Genomic DNA, 15,037 nt, shown 5'->3' on the forward strand with positions numbered 1-15,037 from the left:
CTGCGCGTGGTGGTCTGGAACACCGCGTCCGCGACGGCGGAGAAGCCCCGCTGGCGCGCCTTCGTCCCGACAACCCACGCGATGAGCATGGACGTCCACGCGCTGACCTTGGCGCAGATAGAGAACAATGACGCCGACCCTCTGCATATTCAACCGGCGATCAAAAAGGGATCCAATCATTTTTAATGATTTCCACCTTGGCAGTCGCTCCACATGATTGCGTTCCATCCACCGCACTATATGCGCCGATAGAATAATTTAGCTCGTAGACCGATCCTCGCTGGTCGTGAACGTTACAAGCGCTGTCTTTTCCGGCGACGCCGATTGTCTCAGGAATGACTTCGAAGCTTTTTAGGTCGAAACTCCAGCCTGGGAACATTTCTTGATCGATCATGCAGCTAAATTGTTTATTGATTGTTCCCTTCTTGACCCAGATGTTTGCCTTCTTGAACTCAGCACACTGAGAACTGGAAGAGAAATCGAATTGTTTTCTAGAGACAACTTCTCGCAGCCGCGGAGGTAGGTATGCATCCGCATCCTCTACAGGATCCGAATTGTATTCTGCTTTTAATACTAAATTTATAGGCGAAGCTGCATCTTTCAATCTGATGTTGGACTTACATGCAGCGCCTGCGCGAATAGTCTTTCCTTTTTCAAAACAAGTCAGGTCGGAATTTTCGAGATCTACCTCTGGAGGTATTCTAGCATTTTGCGAAATTGTGACGTATGATTGACTTGTTCCGACAGGAATAAACCATTCAACGATAGCTGTGACGGATTTACTATTGTTCACAATGAAACGTAGAGAAAGACCGCCTTTCTTTGACATACACTTGGACCACGCATCGATTATTACTGGGTCGCCAGATGTAAGTGCCAGATCCAGCATCTGCGAAGATGTTATGCTTGTGTAGAACTTCTGATCAATTTCTTCTTTTTTTCTTTTCTGATCATTAGAAGTAGCCCCAATGCCTACTATAGACTCACCAAGGGGAATATTGGCGTCAAATCTTCGATCTTTTTTGATCTCTTCGTCGGATTGCCGACTAAATGCGTACAGCTTAAGCATTTTATAAAAATTGTTGGATTTATTGCTAACATTCATCATTGTTCCGTCAGTAAGAATGTCTGAACATTTGTCGTTGGCTGATGCTGGCCCGGTCGAAACTGATGCCAATAAAGCTACCAGGGCGAAAAATTTGACACGATTTCTCATTTGATCGTCCACTCGCGCATTAAACGTAGCAGGAGGTATGACTGGTCGCTTTCAGTGAACCATGGCCGGAAAAAAATTGCAAACTGAGGACTGAGCTAGTTCGAAAAATATCAGTTTCATCTGAATTATTTGCCATCATAGCAATCAAAATCAATACGTTTTCAAAACTTTCCAGATTTATACTAATAGAGTAATTTTTGATTATAGTGAAATATAAAGATATAATAGTTCGATCATTATCATTGAGTTTATACGCCCTTTACCGCACCGGAAGCCTTTTTCATATCATCGGAAAATAATTGATCCGAATTATTTTGGCATATAAGCAGCATATTATTGCTATCTATCAACTACGAGACGGTTCCGTTTGGGTATGCCCATCCTGCACCAGCACATAAGCCGGTCTACAAAATCATATTGACCATTTAAAACAGACTGGCATGATGTGAACCATCTCAAATGAACCGCTGGGCCTTCTGATGTTCGTCCGTGCCTACCTCCGGGCTTCCACCTCCGAACAGGACGCGCAGCGCGCCAGGGTGTCGCTTGAAGCGTTCGCGGCCGAGCGTGGGCTGCACGTCGCGAGTTGGTATGTGGAGAACGAGAGTGGATCGAAGCTCGCCCGTCCCGAGCTATTCCGGCTCCTACGTGACGCTCACCCGGGCGACGTGCTGCTAGTTGAGCAGGTGGATCGGCTCTCCCGTCTCACCGCTCAGGATTGGGAGAAGCTCAAGGCTGAGATAGGTGCTCGCAGCGTCCGCGTGGTCGCTCTGGACTTGCCCACCTCATGGACGATGGTGGCGACCAGCACGGACGCCTTCACGGTTCGCATGTTTGAGGCGGTCAACAGCATGATGCTGGATGTCCTCGCCGCTGTGAGCCGCAAGGACTACGAGGATCGCCGCCGAAGGCAGCAGCAAGGACAGGCCCAGGCAAAGGCGGAAGGCCGCTACAAAGGCCGGCCTGAGGATACCAAGAGGAATGCCACGATTGCCGACATGCTCGCTCGCGGAATGTCATGGACGCGGGTTCAGGACGCAACTGGGTGCAGCCGAGCCACCGTAGCAAAGATCGCGGCTCGTGCTAAAATGTCAGTGCCTGCGTAGGTGCCGAACTGGCAGGTTGCTCCCTCAGCCCTGTAAAGATTGGAGGAGCAGATTTTGCCCTTTAACCGCAAACGGATGTTGAGCTTCCAACCCAGCCTTACCGTTCTGAATGTCCCACGTCACAATCAGCGACCAGCTATACAGGGTAGCCGCACGCCGCGCTTGGCCTCTAAGTGGCGCTTTCAATCCCACCTTAGATGGCCGGGGTGTAGTTCCAAACGGTTATCTACGAATAGCGCGGCCTCTATGTGGCCGGTGTGGAAGTGACGGGAGGCTTGTCGAAGTTCACACCGCGCGGCAAGCAGGCGGATGGTATCAGCGTAGCCGACGATCATCGGTTAGATGACGCGCTCGCGCGGCCAGCCTTATCGCGGTAGCGGATGCACACCTTGCACCCCGCGCGGATCGCGGTACGCAGCCGCGCCATGCTGAAGCCATCGACCGACGTGTTGCGGCGGGAGCAGCGCCGACGCCCAGAGTGATGATAATCGAGTGCAGATGGTCACGGACGACGTGAGCGATGTTGGCGAGCAGATCGCGAGCCACGTTCGCTAGCCCTGGATCGCCGCGGTCTGCGACCCACTGCGCGCCCAGTACCGCCGCCTCCAACTCGGCAGTGCTGAGCATTAGCGGCGGCATGCCGTAGTCGCGGATCACGGCTGATTTCGCCAAGTCGAACATGACAGTTGCAACGCTGGCGATCGGGAGTACACGCAGGGGAGCTTCCAACCGCACCGCGATCATCGAATTGCGGGTCGCCCATGTAGACGCGCAATACGTCCGCCTCGCGTCTACATCGGTTTGGCGCTGGTGCAGTCGCCGACGACGATGCCGTGGGACAACCGCTCGCTACTGCTCGCGACCCGGACGGCACTCTCGTCAATTTATTCGCTCAGTAAAAATGCGGACCTTACCGGTGTCCCTGAACGGTCGCCAAGCACGGCAACTGTGGATGGCGACGAATGCAGCGAGCTAGTTCATCGCTAACAGGCAGGCGGGCGAACTGGTCTCGCTCACGGTTGAGACCGCATCAAGCTTCCCGACGGCATACGTCCGCATTTTTTTTGGAGCGGTCCCCACGCATTCACTAGATAGACCTGGGGCGGACGACTGCACGCTTAATGCGCACAATACGCTTGCAGCGGTTGCACAACGCTATATGTTAGCAGTCGGTTCAGTTCGCCATGGGCGATTGTGTGTGAGATGACTTTATGTCAGATTTCGACATGCACTGGTTACATTTCACAGACTTGCACGTTGGCATGCATGATCAAAATTGGCTGTGGCCCGAATATAAACGTTATCTCTTTGAAGATTTTGAACGCATTGCTTCGAAAATTGCCAAACTAGATTTTGTTATTTTTTCTGGCGATCTAGTTCAAAGCGGCACAAAGTTTGAGTTTGATAGATTAGATGAGGTGCTTGGAGAAATATGGGCTAAGTTCAAGCAAATCGGCTCTAATCCACAGTTAATCCACATACCCGGAAACCATGATCTCGAACGGCCAAACAACACAGATCCAAAATCGCTTCTTTTAGACAAATGGTGGGATTTTCCACAAGTAAGGCAAGATTTTTTTTCCGGAAAATACGAATATCTGGACTTTGTGAATAAGGCGTTTCTAAATTATTCTGATTGGTCGTCGCGCGCGAGCCATAAATTTCCAATCCCGCTTCCATCGTCATCCGGTGGTCTTTTGCCCGGCGACAAAGCCTACCGGATTTCTATCTCAGAAATCAAGGTCGGTGTCGTATGCTTGAATTCCACGTGGCTCCAGCTTGGAGGGGGTAATTACGAAGGAAAATTATCCATTGAGCCGCGACAATTTCAAAAAATAGTCGAAAATGACCCTGCAAAATGGTGTGCGCAGAATGATGTAAATTTCATCGTTACCCATCACCCAACTAATTGGCTACATACCAATAGCGTCGATCTATGGAACAGTGACATCAATCCAGCCGGGAGATTTGATCTTCATTTCTTTGGACACATGCACGAAAGCAGCACGTCGTCTGCATCTTCGTTTGGATCGCAATTACGAAATGTTACGCAAGGCGTGTCGCTGTTTGGCCTCGAACACGTAGAGGGGCAAAATCATAGGAGACTAAATGGCTATTCAGTCGGCCGTATCTCCCAACAAAATGGGTCGCGCGAGCTTAGAATGTGGCCTAGACTTCTACGAAAGACTGGTGCCGGAATGCACCATCTCGGCCCAGACCCGAACTATATACTAGAGGAAGATAATAGTTTCGTTTTATCAACTCGCGTGATGCCTAATTTAAAAAAAAAGACGGTGAAGTAAGACTTGTTGCGCCAGTTGTTTATCATCTCGAAGTCCCTGAGAAGACCAGTCTCGGGGCACTAAAATACTACCTGAGCAGAACCGAACACCATAGACATGTCCGCAGACTTGAAGCGCAAGAGGTGAAGCGAGTTCTAATTGAGAGCCGAGTTATATGGATTGCAGAAGGTTGGGGTTTGGCAGGCGATCAATTCGTCGCTGACGTACTACATGATATGAATTATCCGCTTAACAATGTTTATTGTATCAAATCTTTTGATTATCGTGATCGCCAATCGTTCGCCAAAGCTTTTATTGAACGTCACGGACTTAGTTTTGAAAAGACTTGTGACCATTTATCAGATTTGGGACCATCGTGCCTGATCATCGACGATATCGCGACACACAGTAATTTCGACCGGGGCCATGCTTCGGTAGAGCAGACTATAGCGGAGATCGTTGAAATAGCTCTTCAATATTGCGAAGAACTTGTAATCATTCTGAGATCGAGAAAAATTCCATCGAACACTAATTTTGGTGCTTGCACGCTTAAAGAGTTCGATGAAGCCGATCTCCTCGGTTACGTTCGTTCATTCGGCGATAAATTTGCAGATGTATGCTCGGAACAGGGCATCAGAACGCTCCATAGGCACACCGATGGACTTCCCATTCGTGTTGACACAGCGCTCAGCGAATTAGAGGTAGTGCCACTTTCAGAGTTAGTGAACACAAACACAGATCTTATGGCAGATTACGATCCCGTTTATTTGAGCAGTGATACAAATTCTTTGTCTAAAACTATAGATTTTTTCGCTAAGTCCGATGACCTAGCCATGACAAAGGCATATGAATTACTAAAATCTTTAGCAGTGTTTCCAAAAGGGGAGCAATTAGTCAGAGTTAGAAGATTTATTCTTAATAAACTATTCTCCAATCAACAGGCCCTCTTGTTGTTGCGATATGGGCTCATAGAAAATACTACTGTACAGTTAGTTGACGTGAAAGTGGGATCGGAAGCAGCAAGAACTCTGCTGGTACCACGGCTAGTGCGGGAACGCATTCGGGAAATTATTACTGATGACGAATTTAACAAACTCAACCGTAGAGCGGCCGAAATATATTTTGGATCAGAATGGTTTAATGGCATATTCAAGCCATCTGCACAATATAGATTTGATAACGCACATTGTGGGATCGCGGATATTATCAATGCAAATGCGATTATATTCAGACTTGTGCGAGAAATGATTGAAGATAGCGACCAAAGAAATTTGTCATCAGTCGTAAATCTTGCTTCGGTTTATTGCAGAGCCTTGATGCGCGGCGATCATTATAGCGGTGCGGTTGCGCTGCTTGAAGATATTATGCAGATTTTGCCACAGACTGAAATGTCGTCTAAAATCAGCCAAATAAATGTTCTCTATGCCGAGGGATTGAGAATGATCGGCGATCATTCTCGTTCCATCGATATTATTAACGGTATTGATTTCGATCATTTGAATAAAGATACTAAGCAAAACGCTTTGCTTTGTCTTGCATTTTCGTATGATAAACTCGATATGAAAAAAGAAGTCATGGAAAAATGCGCCGAGTTAATAGCTATAGATAGCAAGCGCCCCAGAGCGTGGCATGCCAAGAGTGTACTTCTGCGCTTGCAAGAACCTTCACCTGAACGTACTCGGCGACTTAGATCCTTGGAGAGACATTGCCGAAGGCACGGCGCAATTGTAGTAGCAAATGAAATAGCGCTTCGACGTGCGGAGATGGATGATTTGTCTGTTGAGGACGTAATTTCAATATTGTCTCCTGTTTTAGCAAGTACGTCTGATCAGGAAAACTTTTACATAAGACTTCGAGCGCTGGTTAAAATTATAAATGTCTCACTTGATGAGCATGGAGAAATGAATATCATCGAATTGCAAAGCATAATAATGGTGTATCAATACTTGTTTAACGAGCAGATGGGTGACCTATTTGATAGATGCCACGAAATGCTTTGGAGGCATTTTGCAAAAAATCTCGATTACGAGAATTTGCTCAGATTGTTTCGACATAGTTCGATCAACTGGCGCTTGAGAGGAAAAATAAGCCGAGAAACCTCTTACATCGATAAGGGACAAGACTTAATGGGCAACATCTCTTTCACCTCATATGGAAGATCCATCAAAGATATGGGTTATTTCAAAATGCGTGCAGAGACATTGGGTCGCCCGGGACCCAAGGCGCTGCCCCAACCTTTTGACGATAGTAAGAACTAAAAATATAAAGATTGAGGCTCTAAGTGCGCCTTCAACAATTGGAATGAAAATTATCAGTTCACCGGGACCGAGATCTCTCGGTCCCGGTATGTCATCAAAAATGGCAAACAGAAAAATTTTACATCAATCTGTAACTTCAGTTGTATGTGCTCGCTTGGAAGTCAGCCCGATCTTTGGCCGTCGAGGCTAGAAGCTCGTCTACTTCAGCGCGCGTTTTGAGTAGGTCAATGCGAAGCTGCTCAAGCTCAAGATCCTCTCTCTCATTCCCGTACAATGCTTGGAGCAAAGCCGCGCTACCGTTCGCCCCCTGTCGAGATAGAGCGTCTTGAAGCTCCGAAAAAAACGCCGCCGTCATTTTCTCTGGATCGGTATATTTCGCGATAAATTGTGAAGCTTTCATCTCATTTCCCCGGACCGTGCTGATTAGATTGAATAAATTTCGTTAGTATCAAAGATATTTATCCCGCCTATAATCCCGCTTCGCAATATAAATACTATCATGTACGGATATCAGTTGATACGCACGTTCGAACGATTGCGCGATCTGGGGCTTACATCGTCGAGGAAATCGTTCTCGATGCGCTGGTGCGGAAAGTCTGGCGATCTTCTTCGAGATTACGATCGCCGTGGTGGAGCCGCTGCTAGGGTTAGCCCTAAGGTTGTGGGTCGCATTAGGCGGCGTTTGGCAGAGGCCGCCACCCTGGTCCACGAAGATCTTGCTGCACAGCTTCGGGAGATCGACGCAGGGATTGTTCGCGACATCCAAATTGCCGATCTCCTCGGCCGGAGGGCAGTCATATGAATATGTTCCATATTTCAAAATTAATTTTGGCAACGGACCTTGCTGAATTCCTTGAGATGATCAACGCGTTTGGCGAGTGTTTCATCGTGCGCGAAACGCACATTGATGCCGGTATCTGGCTTCTATGTGTCGGCTGCGCTTATCGTGATGCTGCGGGACGGGTGAGGCTGTGGCAACCATCATCGATGAAATCTTTAACTGATGCTCCGTTCGCAGCGGTGCGTCAGCGAACGCCCTCAGTCGTCGCGCGGCCCCGCAATTGAGCCTATCTGCCGATCTGCGGCAGGAACACCGTGACGGTTCCTGCCAATGCATCCGTGGTAGATCATGGGTCCGGTGGGAACGACGAATGAGATGATCCGGCCCAAGCAGGTCGAGAGGAGCAGCCCCGTTGAGGCTCTTGCGGGCACGGTAGAGCGCGTCACGTTCCATTCGCCCGAGACCGGCTTCTGCGTGCTCAAGGTGCAGGCCCGGGGTAAACGCGACCTTGTTCCAGTCATCGGTCACGCTCCGGCGATTGGCGCAGGCGAGTGGATCACCGCGACTGGCATCTGGATCACCGACCGCACACACGGCCTCCAATTCAAAGCAGAGACTCTAAAGGCCACGCCGCCCACCGGAGCCGAGGGCATCGAGAAGTACCTCGCCTCGGGTCACATGCGCGGGATCGGTCCCGCCATGGCGAAGCGCATCGTAGCCGCTTTCGGCGAGAACACCTTCGAGATCATTGAGGCCGAACCTGAACGCCTGAAGGAGGTCTCCGGCATCGGGCCGTGGCGGGCTGCAAAAATCGTCGCGGGTTGGGCCGAGCAGAAGGCGGTTCGGGAGATCATGATCTTCCTGCACGCCCACGGCGTCGGCACCGCTAGAGCGGTGCGCATCTTCAAGACCTACGGTCACGAGGCCATTCAGGTCATGACCGACGATCCCTACCGGCTCGCGCGTGACATCCGCGGTATCGGCTTCCGCACCGCCGACGCCATCGCGATGAAGCTCGGGATGGAGAAAAACGCGCCACCGCGGCTGCGGGCGGGGGTCTCCTTTGCGCTCCAGACCGCGATGGATGAGGGGCATTGCGCTCTGCCTGTCGAGCGGCTCACCGCGCTCGCTCAGAAGCTGCTGGAGGTCGAACCCGACCTGATTCGGGCTGCGATCACCGAAGAGCTTCTACGGGGCGAGGAGGTGATCGCCGACACAGTCGGCGGCGAGGCGTGCGTGTTCCTGAAGGGGCTGCACGCGGCCGAGCGTAGCATCGCCGAACGCCTGATCGCGCGGGCAGCGGGCGAGCCACCCTGGCCTGAGATCGATCTGGACAAGGCGCGGCCCTGGGTCGAGCAAAAGACCGCCAAGGTGCTCTCCCCTTCACAGGCTGAAGCGGTGCGCCTGATGCTCGCCTCGAAGCTCTCGGTCATCACGGGTGGGCCCGGCGTGGGCAAGACGAGCACGCTGGACTCGGTGCTACGAATTTTGATCGCCAAGGGTGTGCGCGTACTGCTCGCCGCCCCAACCGGCCGCGCGGCCAAGCGGATGACAGAGCAGACCGGGTTGGAGGCGAGGACCATCCACCGGCTGCTGGAGATCGACCCCAAGCACGGCGGCTTCTCGCGCAACGAAGAGAACCCGCTCGATTGCGACCTGCTGGTGATCGATGAGACCTCGATGGTAGACGTGCCGCTCATGAACGCGCTGCTCAAAGCCGTCCCGGAGCGCTCAGGGTTGCTGCTGGTCGGCGATGTTGACCAGTTGCCTTCGGTTGGGCCAGGGCAGGTGCTGGCCGATGTGATTGGCTCCGGGCGTATCACGGTGGCGCGGCTCACCGAGGTGTTCCGGCAAGCGGCTGAGAGCCGGATCGTGGTGAACGCTCACCGGATCAATGCTGGAAAGATGCCCGAGCCGCCCAGAGCGGGTGACGAAGCCGACTTCTACCTGATCGAGATTACCGAGCCCGAGGAGGGTGTGGCGAAGCTGATTGAGGTGGTGACCCGCCGCATCCCGAAGCGGTTCGGTCTTAACCCGGTCCGCGACATTCAGGTACTGACGCCGATGAACCGCGGTGTGCTCGGTGCCCGCAACCTCAACCACGAACTCCAGGCCGTGCTGAACCCGAGCCCGCCTACCATGGTGGAGCGGTTCGGCTGGAAGTTCGCGCCGGGCGACCGGGTGATGGAGACGCAGAACGACTACGACCGCGAGGTGTTCAACGGCGACCTCGGCTCTGTGCTGCGTATCGACGAAGATGAAGGGGCACTCGTGGTCGAGTTCGACGGCCGGGAGGTAGTTTACCCGTTCGGCGAACTCGACACGCTGGTGCCCGCCTACGCAACGACGATCCACAAGAGCCAAGGTTCGGAGTACCCAGCGGTGGTGATCCCGATCACCACCCAGCACTGGACCATGCTGGCGCGCAATCTGCTCTACACGGGGGTCACGCGCGGCAAGCGGTTGGTCGTGCTGATCGGGCAACGTAAGGCGATCGGAGTGGCAGTGCGCGGCGGAACTTCGAAGCAAAGATACACGAAGCTAAGGGAGTGGCTGAGTGCTACACGAACATGTTCGCGATAAGAGGGCCCTCATCTCGACTATCCAGAAATCCAGGGAGTAGCTGCGAACTGCGGCTACTCCCTATATTTGGCTCAGCGCGCGCTCCAGAGCGCCATCTTAATCTGGAATGCGTCGTCTTGATCGCGGCTGAAGATGTTCGTGTACGTCTGGTGGCGGCCTCCCGGACGGTACAGCACCATGTCTTTGAAGCCTTCGGCGAGGTGCGCCGATCGCATCTTAGCCTCCCATTCCGGGCCATCGAACTTAAGGCAGTGCAAAGACTCCGACCCGGTAATGACCACCGCCCGCCCGCGAATGTCGAAGCCTGAGTGCGTGATCAGTCGCGAAGCTGTAGAATTAATCGGCGTCTTACGCGATGCGTAGTTCCAGAACACAAGTTGGGCTGGCGCTCCTTCCCATTTAACGGGTACGGGCAGGTATGCGCGGGTGAAATCTCGCTCCTGAAAGTGAGCGGGCTTGACAACGCCGTTCGATTGTATTTCAAAACCGAACTTGAGCTTCTTGATAGACGACTTCATCAAAAATATCTTTCTAATATGATTTGTTCGCCAGTCTTTTGGCGATGACTGATGTGTAGCAATAGCTGGGTGCTTGTGTCAAAATATTTCATTGCACGAGTTTGAGCTATCCCTTGCCCAGCGTATGTTACGAGCGACAAATCTGATCGCCACCCCAGAGTTCGATGCGTTCGTGAAATTTGTGAACGTGATTGGTGAGGGTTTCGTCGAGTGATAGACTGCTGTTGGTGCAGATTTATGTCTGCTATACTTCGTTTTCGCTAATCGTGATTTGATGTTGCGAGTGAGGCAGTTGTCGCCGTCTTGCAATGAGACGGCCCCCAGCGCACAGTACGTCGGCCAAAGATCTCGAATTCTGCAGCGGCCACGCACGCCTTCTTCTCTTCTCAGCCTCGAACAGATTGGCCTCTTTCAAAATCCTGCGCCAAGTTCCGATTGCACGCGACGTGATTTTGAATTGGCAACTTCGGTCCGTTTGGGATCGCGCTACAGTCGGCCGATCCAGCAGCAAAACGCCGAGCGGGATTGACCCACGGATCAGAGGCAATCCCTGGGGCTCAACTGCGCGCCTGCTATTGCTTAGGGCTGTTCTATGAATTCGCGGGGGAAAGGCTTACCGCGCAGACTGAGCATGTCATACGCAAGCTTCCGATGAAGCAGCGTGGTGCAGATATCCTGCACGTCAGGGCTGCTCCGTGTGATTATCACAAGTGCCAACAAATATTCAATGGCTGGTTCGGCTTTCTTGGGAGACAGCGCGCTGTGCCTCCCCATAGTGGCCGAAGTAAGTAGATGGCGTCGCCTATGTGACCTTCTCGGCAACGAATTCGTTCTAGCTTTCCCCCTTGAGGGCAAGGGTCGCTCTCGGGCGCGGATCGGGTAGCTGCGGGATCGCAGGGACTGGCGCGGCCGTGTGCGGTTTGTCGAGCAGCATCGGTCCGACAAGGGAGCGCCACTTGTCGGGCGAGCGCTTAATCTGCTTCGCGAGTTGCCCGAGGGCGCGCGGGCTCACGCTATCGCGCCGCCAAATCGTTTCTGTGAAGTAGCGCAACGCGATATTAGTTGTTTCGCGATCGTGCCCCTGCACGTGCAGCATCTTCTCGCAGACGGCGAGGTAACACGAATACTCCCACACATCCCGGTGATCGAACGACATATCAAATGGTTCGCAGCGATCGTTCAACGCGCGAATGTGATGCCCTATGCGCTTGTCATTCAGGATTTTGCGCGAGTTAATGGGCGTATTGGTCAAAATGACCAGCCGGCCTTTGAATTTGAATTGAGGTATCTCCAATTTCTCGCTGCGACAGTTATAGGCGAGAATTTTGTCCCCGGGCTTCGTGTCCGTGATCTTTTTGAGCGTGTTCAGCATGCCGATATTCGTAAGCATGTGATCGCATTCATCGAACAAGAACACGCCGCGCGGACTCGCGGCTAGCAGTTCGATAAGCGCGGGCTCCGACGCGGGCTTAGCCACCTGAAACTTGATACCGCGGCGCGAAAAGGCTTGCTCGAAAGCCCACGTCTTCCCCACGCCAGTTGGGCCCGAGACGATTGCCGACGCTCTAGCGCCCTGGGCCACCTGCCGCGCGATCTCGTTCACCGCCAGCATGGACTGATAGACTTTATTGGCTTTGATCCGCTCGCGCCACTGGTCGTCGGTGAGCTTCTCGATCTGAATTGCTGCGGAGTGGATCATTTTTACACCTAGATTTTGGGAGCGCTCCCGCACGTCGCTGGTTCACCCCGGTGGGTAAACCAGAAGAAGATCGGTCGAGTGACCGATCACCAAGGCTGTTGCCTCGGTTGTGGAGAGCCTCGTGAGGCATCTCCCAGGGTCCCCTCTGTCGAACCGTAGTCCCGTCGAGGGGGAGGGGCGGCGGCCTCCGTAGAGGCCGCCTACGACCGGCCTGAGAGCGCGTAGCTCACAGGGGTCTAGGGTTTTGCCGGCCGGCTAATCGCCTTAGCCCCTCAGATACCTCGCCCCATTCCATGGGTCAACATGTTTACAAGGGTAAAGTTTATGGGTATTTGGGTGATCGTTCACTCTCTAGGAGGGCCCTATGACCGAGATCGCTGCCGACCCGCCGGGCGGCCCCACCGCCAAGGCGCTTCTCAGCCGCAGCTTCGAAGCCGGTGTCATCTTTCGGCGTTACGCGCCGAAGGCATCGCTGGGGGCGTTCCTGCTGTTCTACTATATCGCGTTGCGCACGATGGATCGTCGCCTGTTCGACTTGCCGACCCAAACAGAAATGGCGAAAGCTCTCGGGGCGAGCCTCTCGGGTATCAGCCACTTGCTCGCAACGCTCAGCCCGAAGGGGCGAACGAGGGCAGATCGGTCGGGCACGTCTGGTGACAGTGGGTATGGTCTCATCGAGACCAACGATTGGCTGCAAGGCCGCAGACTGTCCACTTACGTGCTCACTGCGAAGGGCCGCGAGTGTCTAACCGAGATACTCCGGGCACTTGGGGTTCAGGAAGCTGACCTGCCCGACCCTCACACGTTGGACACGGTGCTTAAGATTATGTTCGTTCAGGCAGGGGGGCACGATGTCTAGACGCCCCCGACACTCCGGTGCTCCGCTTCAGCCCGGCACCAGCGAGTTCGAGGTGGTTTGTCTTCTCAGAGGTATCAAGCCGGCGAACATGGCTGGTTATATAGCCCCGTACGAAGCCTGGGAGCGCGAGTTAGTTGCGGTGCTCGATCGACTGCCGCGGACCCCTCTGCATTACGGCAGCGTTCATCTCGCCGCTGCGAAACCGAATCTCTGTCATCACAACGTTCGCCGCTACTGCCACTTCGACTTTCTCGCTAAGCCAATCCTCGGCTGGGTGGATGACGGGGCTGGCTACGTGCTGCATAGCGTTGTCGAGATCGCAGGACTTCTCTACGATGTGACCCCCTGTCGATACCGCTTCCCCTTCGTCTGTGACGCGGCACTCCAAATTCGGTGGGAGCACCGAATGGACGGCGACATGCGAGCTACGATCACGCGGAGCGGTCGAATTCTGCCCGGCTCACTGCGCACTCCGGCAGTCGCTCGACAGTGGCGTCGCTGGGCAGGATATCCCGGGTAGCTCGCCCGGAGCGGCGTCTGCCCGGCTTCTGGATGACAGCGCTGCCTTCTGCATTCAGTTCGACGGATGAAGCCAATGCTCTGGTGCGAACAGGATCAGGGAGCGAGCCTCCTCGCGATTTGAGCGGCGGCCTTGATGGGGTTCAGGCCGCCTCTCGGGATCATAGAACGAGTGTTCTGAACAGCACCGCTTCGGCCTCGTACCCAAGCGGGAAGATCACTCGGGCGTCGCCGTTCGCGGTTAGGTTCCAGCGAGGCGCGGCGGGTAGTAAGCCAATTGCCTGGGCGCGTAGGATCTGATCATCCGCCCAGGTCTTCACCGCATCCCCCGTGAAGTCCTGGTAGTCGCGCCCCTCCGGCTCACCGCCATCGGCCACGAACCGGTCGAGCAACAGCGTGGCCGCTTCGCAGACCATGTTCTCGGGCAGGACGTGCTCGAACTCGTAGGGGAAGAGGTGAGCGCTCATCGTGCACCTCCCTTGAGTGTGCCGGATCGGCGCAGGCTTTTGAGGATGCCCTTGATCTCGGCGCGGCGCTCCCGGGGCGAGCGGGCATAAGCTGCCTGCTCGGAGAGCATCATCCTGATCTCGGCATCGTCGAGGCCGGCGTGCTTCAGAGCCGCTCCGAGTTTGAAGAAGGCGTTGTGGCCGGTGCCGGGCACGTAGGCGGTCGCCTGCCACGTGGTGATCGCTGCCGTTACCCACTCCTCACGCTGGCCGGCTGTGGTCTGCTCCTTCTCGGCCCGGAGCGTGTCGCGGACAGCCTGGAGCGACGCGCTGACCCGCGCAGGTTCGGCGGCGACGGACGAAGCCACCGGAGCCGCGGGACCAGCAGGCACCGGCTCCAGCTTCGGCCGGAGGTCGAGGATGCAGTCCTCGATCCAGGCGTGCAGGTCGAGCGGACCACGCTTGGGGTCATCCTCCCCGTAATCGATGAAGAAGCTGTCCTTCGGGTCCTTGGCTTGGCAGGGCAGGTAGAACAGCGAGGCCGCGTTGAACTTCGACTCGTCGAAGCCGTGCTCACGCCGTTGCTTGATCCCGGAGCGCTTCTCCAACTGGCGTTTGCCCCAATAGCCGGCCCGGTTCAGCACTCGCTCGATCTGTTCCAAGATCAGCTTATGCACGTCCATGCTCATCGCGTGGGTTGTCGGGACGAAGGCGCGCCAGCGGGGCTTCTCCGCCGTCGCGGACGCGGTGTTCCAGACCACCACGCGCAG

At 54.2% G+C, this 15,037-nt stretch carries 13 protein-coding genes; 7 read left to right on the top strand and 6 right to left on the bottom strand.

All coding sequences use genetic code 11. From position 1 onward, the window contains the following. Nucleotides 1-186 (top strand): hypothetical protein (locus BMX97_RS33260; protein ID WP_177202415.1); only part of this gene is annotated, 186 nt, incomplete at its 5' end. Here BMX97_RS33260 and BMX97_RS32580 read toward each other — a convergent pair. Beyond that, nucleotides 161-1,216, bottom strand: a complete 1,056-nt coding sequence (locus BMX97_RS32580) for a hypothetical protein (RefSeq protein ID WP_143074768.1) — start codon at nt 1,214-1,216, stop codon at nt 161-163. The two genes, BMX97_RS33260 and BMX97_RS32580, sit on opposite strands and share 26 nt — an antisense overlap. Nucleotides 1,217-1,695: 479 nt before the next feature. On the opposite strand from BMX97_RS32580, the gene BMX97_RS31475 reads away from it, so the two are divergent. The 3 genes from BMX97_RS31475 to BMX97_RS32585 all read left to right on the top strand — a co-directional run bounded on the left by BMX97_RS31475 (nt 1,696) and on the right by BMX97_RS32585 (nt 6,862). Further along, nucleotides 1,696-2,322 (top strand): recombinase family protein, encoded by a 627-nt coding sequence (locus tag BMX97_RS31475; protein WP_091755036.1) that lies wholly within the window; start codon nt 1,696-1,698, stop codon nt 2,320-2,322. Between the two features lie 1,211 nt (nt 2,323-3,533). Continuing rightward, nucleotides 3,534-4,625, top strand: coding sequence for a metallophosphoesterase family protein (locus tag BMX97_RS31480; protein ID WP_091755043.1), 1,092 nt, complete (start codon nt 3,534-3,536; stop codon nt 4,623-4,625). Between the two features lie 122 nt (nt 4,626-4,747). Further along, on the top strand, nt 4,748-6,862 hold the full coding sequence (locus BMX97_RS32585) for a hypothetical protein (protein WP_143074769.1): 2,115 nt from the start codon (nt 4,748-4,750) through the stop codon (nt 6,860-6,862). Nucleotides 6,863-6,998: 136 nt separating this feature from the next. On the opposite strand, the gene BMX97_RS32590 is transcribed toward BMX97_RS32585, so the two are convergent. Continuing rightward, the gene (locus BMX97_RS32590) at nt 6,999-7,262 is read right to left on the bottom strand and encodes a hypothetical protein (protein WP_143074770.1); all 264 of its coding nucleotides are present in this window, start codon (nt 7,260-7,262) and stop codon (nt 6,999-7,001) included. 398 nt (nt 7,263-7,660) lie between these two features. Between BMX97_RS32590 and BMX97_RS32595 the strand changes: the two genes are divergently transcribed. Together BMX97_RS32595 and BMX97_RS31485 are read left to right on the top strand one after the other, a co-directional pair. Continuing rightward, nucleotides 7,661-7,927, top strand: coding sequence for a hypothetical protein (locus BMX97_RS32595; RefSeq protein ID WP_143074771.1), 267 nt, complete (start codon nt 7,661-7,663; stop codon nt 7,925-7,927). A gap of 91 nt (nt 7,928-8,018) precedes the next feature. Further along, nucleotides 8,019-10,226: an SF1B family DNA helicase RecD2 gene (locus tag BMX97_RS31485; protein ID WP_091755037.1), complete on the top strand. Its 2,208-nt coding sequence runs from the start codon at nt 8,019-8,021 to the stop codon at nt 10,224-10,226. A gap of 71 nt (nt 10,227-10,297) precedes the next feature. Here the strand turns inward: BMX97_RS31485 and BMX97_RS32600 are convergent, their stop codons facing one another. After that, nucleotides 10,298-10,744: a hypothetical protein gene (locus BMX97_RS32600; RefSeq protein ID WP_143074772.1), complete on the bottom strand. Its 447-nt coding sequence runs from the start codon at nt 10,742-10,744 to the stop codon at nt 10,298-10,300. An 832-nt stretch (nt 10,745-11,576) separates the two neighbouring features. Beyond that, on the bottom strand, nt 11,577-12,443 hold the full coding sequence (locus BMX97_RS31495; RefSeq protein ID WP_091755039.1) for a P-loop NTPase family protein: 867 nt from the start codon (nt 12,441-12,443) through the stop codon (nt 11,577-11,579). Between the two features lie 364 nt (nt 12,444-12,807). Between BMX97_RS31495 and BMX97_RS31500 the strand changes: the two genes are divergently transcribed. Then, entirely contained in the window at nt 12,808-13,302 is a 495-nt protein-coding gene (locus tag BMX97_RS31500) for a LexA family transcriptional regulator (RefSeq protein ID WP_091755040.1), read from the top strand. Between the two features lie 680 nt (nt 13,303-13,982). Here BMX97_RS31500 and BMX97_RS31505 read toward each other — a convergent pair. Together BMX97_RS31505 and BMX97_RS33265 are read right to left on the bottom strand one after the other, a co-directional pair. Continuing rightward, on the bottom strand, nt 13,983-14,288 hold the full coding sequence (locus tag BMX97_RS31505) for a hypothetical protein (RefSeq protein ID WP_091755041.1): 306 nt from the start codon (nt 14,286-14,288) through the stop codon (nt 13,983-13,985). Continuing rightward, a partial coding sequence (locus BMX97_RS33265; RefSeq protein WP_210187705.1) for a hypothetical protein occupies nt 14,285-15,037 on the bottom strand: 753 nt, incomplete at its 5' end. The genes BMX97_RS31505 and BMX97_RS33265, both read right to left, overlap by 4 nt.

The organism is Methylobacterium sp. ap11 (genome assembly GCF_900110515.1).
Taxonomy (GTDB): domain Bacteria; phylum Pseudomonadota; class Alphaproteobacteria; order Rhizobiales; family Beijerinckiaceae; genus Methylobacterium; species Methylobacterium ajmalii.

Bases quoted from the DNA above. Each gene is read 5' to 3' on its own strand.
- BMX97_RS32580 (WP_143074768.1), bottom strand. From the start codon at position 1,216: ATGAGAAATCGTGTCAAATTTTTCGCCCTGGTAGCTTTATTGGCATCA.
- BMX97_RS31475 (WP_091755036.1), top strand. From the start codon at position 1,696: ATGTTCGTCCGTGCCTACCTCCGGGCTTCCACCTCCGAACAGGACGCG.
- BMX97_RS31480 (WP_091755043.1), top strand. From the start codon at position 3,534: ATGTCAGATTTCGACATGCACTGGTTACATTTCACAGACTTGCACGTT.
- BMX97_RS32590 (WP_143074770.1), bottom strand. From the start codon at position 7,262: ATGAAAGCTTCACAATTTATCGCGAAATATACCGATCCAGAGAAAATG.
- BMX97_RS32595 (WP_143074771.1), top strand. From the start codon at position 7,661: ATGAATATGTTCCATATTTCAAAATTAATTTTGGCAACGGACCTTGCT.
- BMX97_RS31485 (WP_091755037.1), top strand. From the start codon at position 8,019: ATGATCCGGCCCAAGCAGGTCGAGAGGAGCAGCCCCGTTGAGGCTCTT.
- BMX97_RS32600 (WP_143074772.1), bottom strand. From the start codon at position 10,744: ATGAAGTCGTCTATCAAGAAGCTCAAGTTCGGTTTTGAAATACAATCG.
- BMX97_RS31495 (WP_091755039.1), bottom strand. From the start codon at position 12,443: ATGATCCACTCCGCAGCAATTCAGATCGAGAAGCTCACCGACGACCAG.
- BMX97_RS31500 (WP_091755040.1), top strand. From the start codon at position 12,808: ATGACCGAGATCGCTGCCGACCCGCCGGGCGGCCCCACCGCCAAGGCG.
- BMX97_RS31505 (WP_091755041.1), bottom strand. From the start codon at position 14,288: ATGAGCGCTCACCTCTTCCCCTACGAGTTCGAGCACGTCCTGCCCGAG.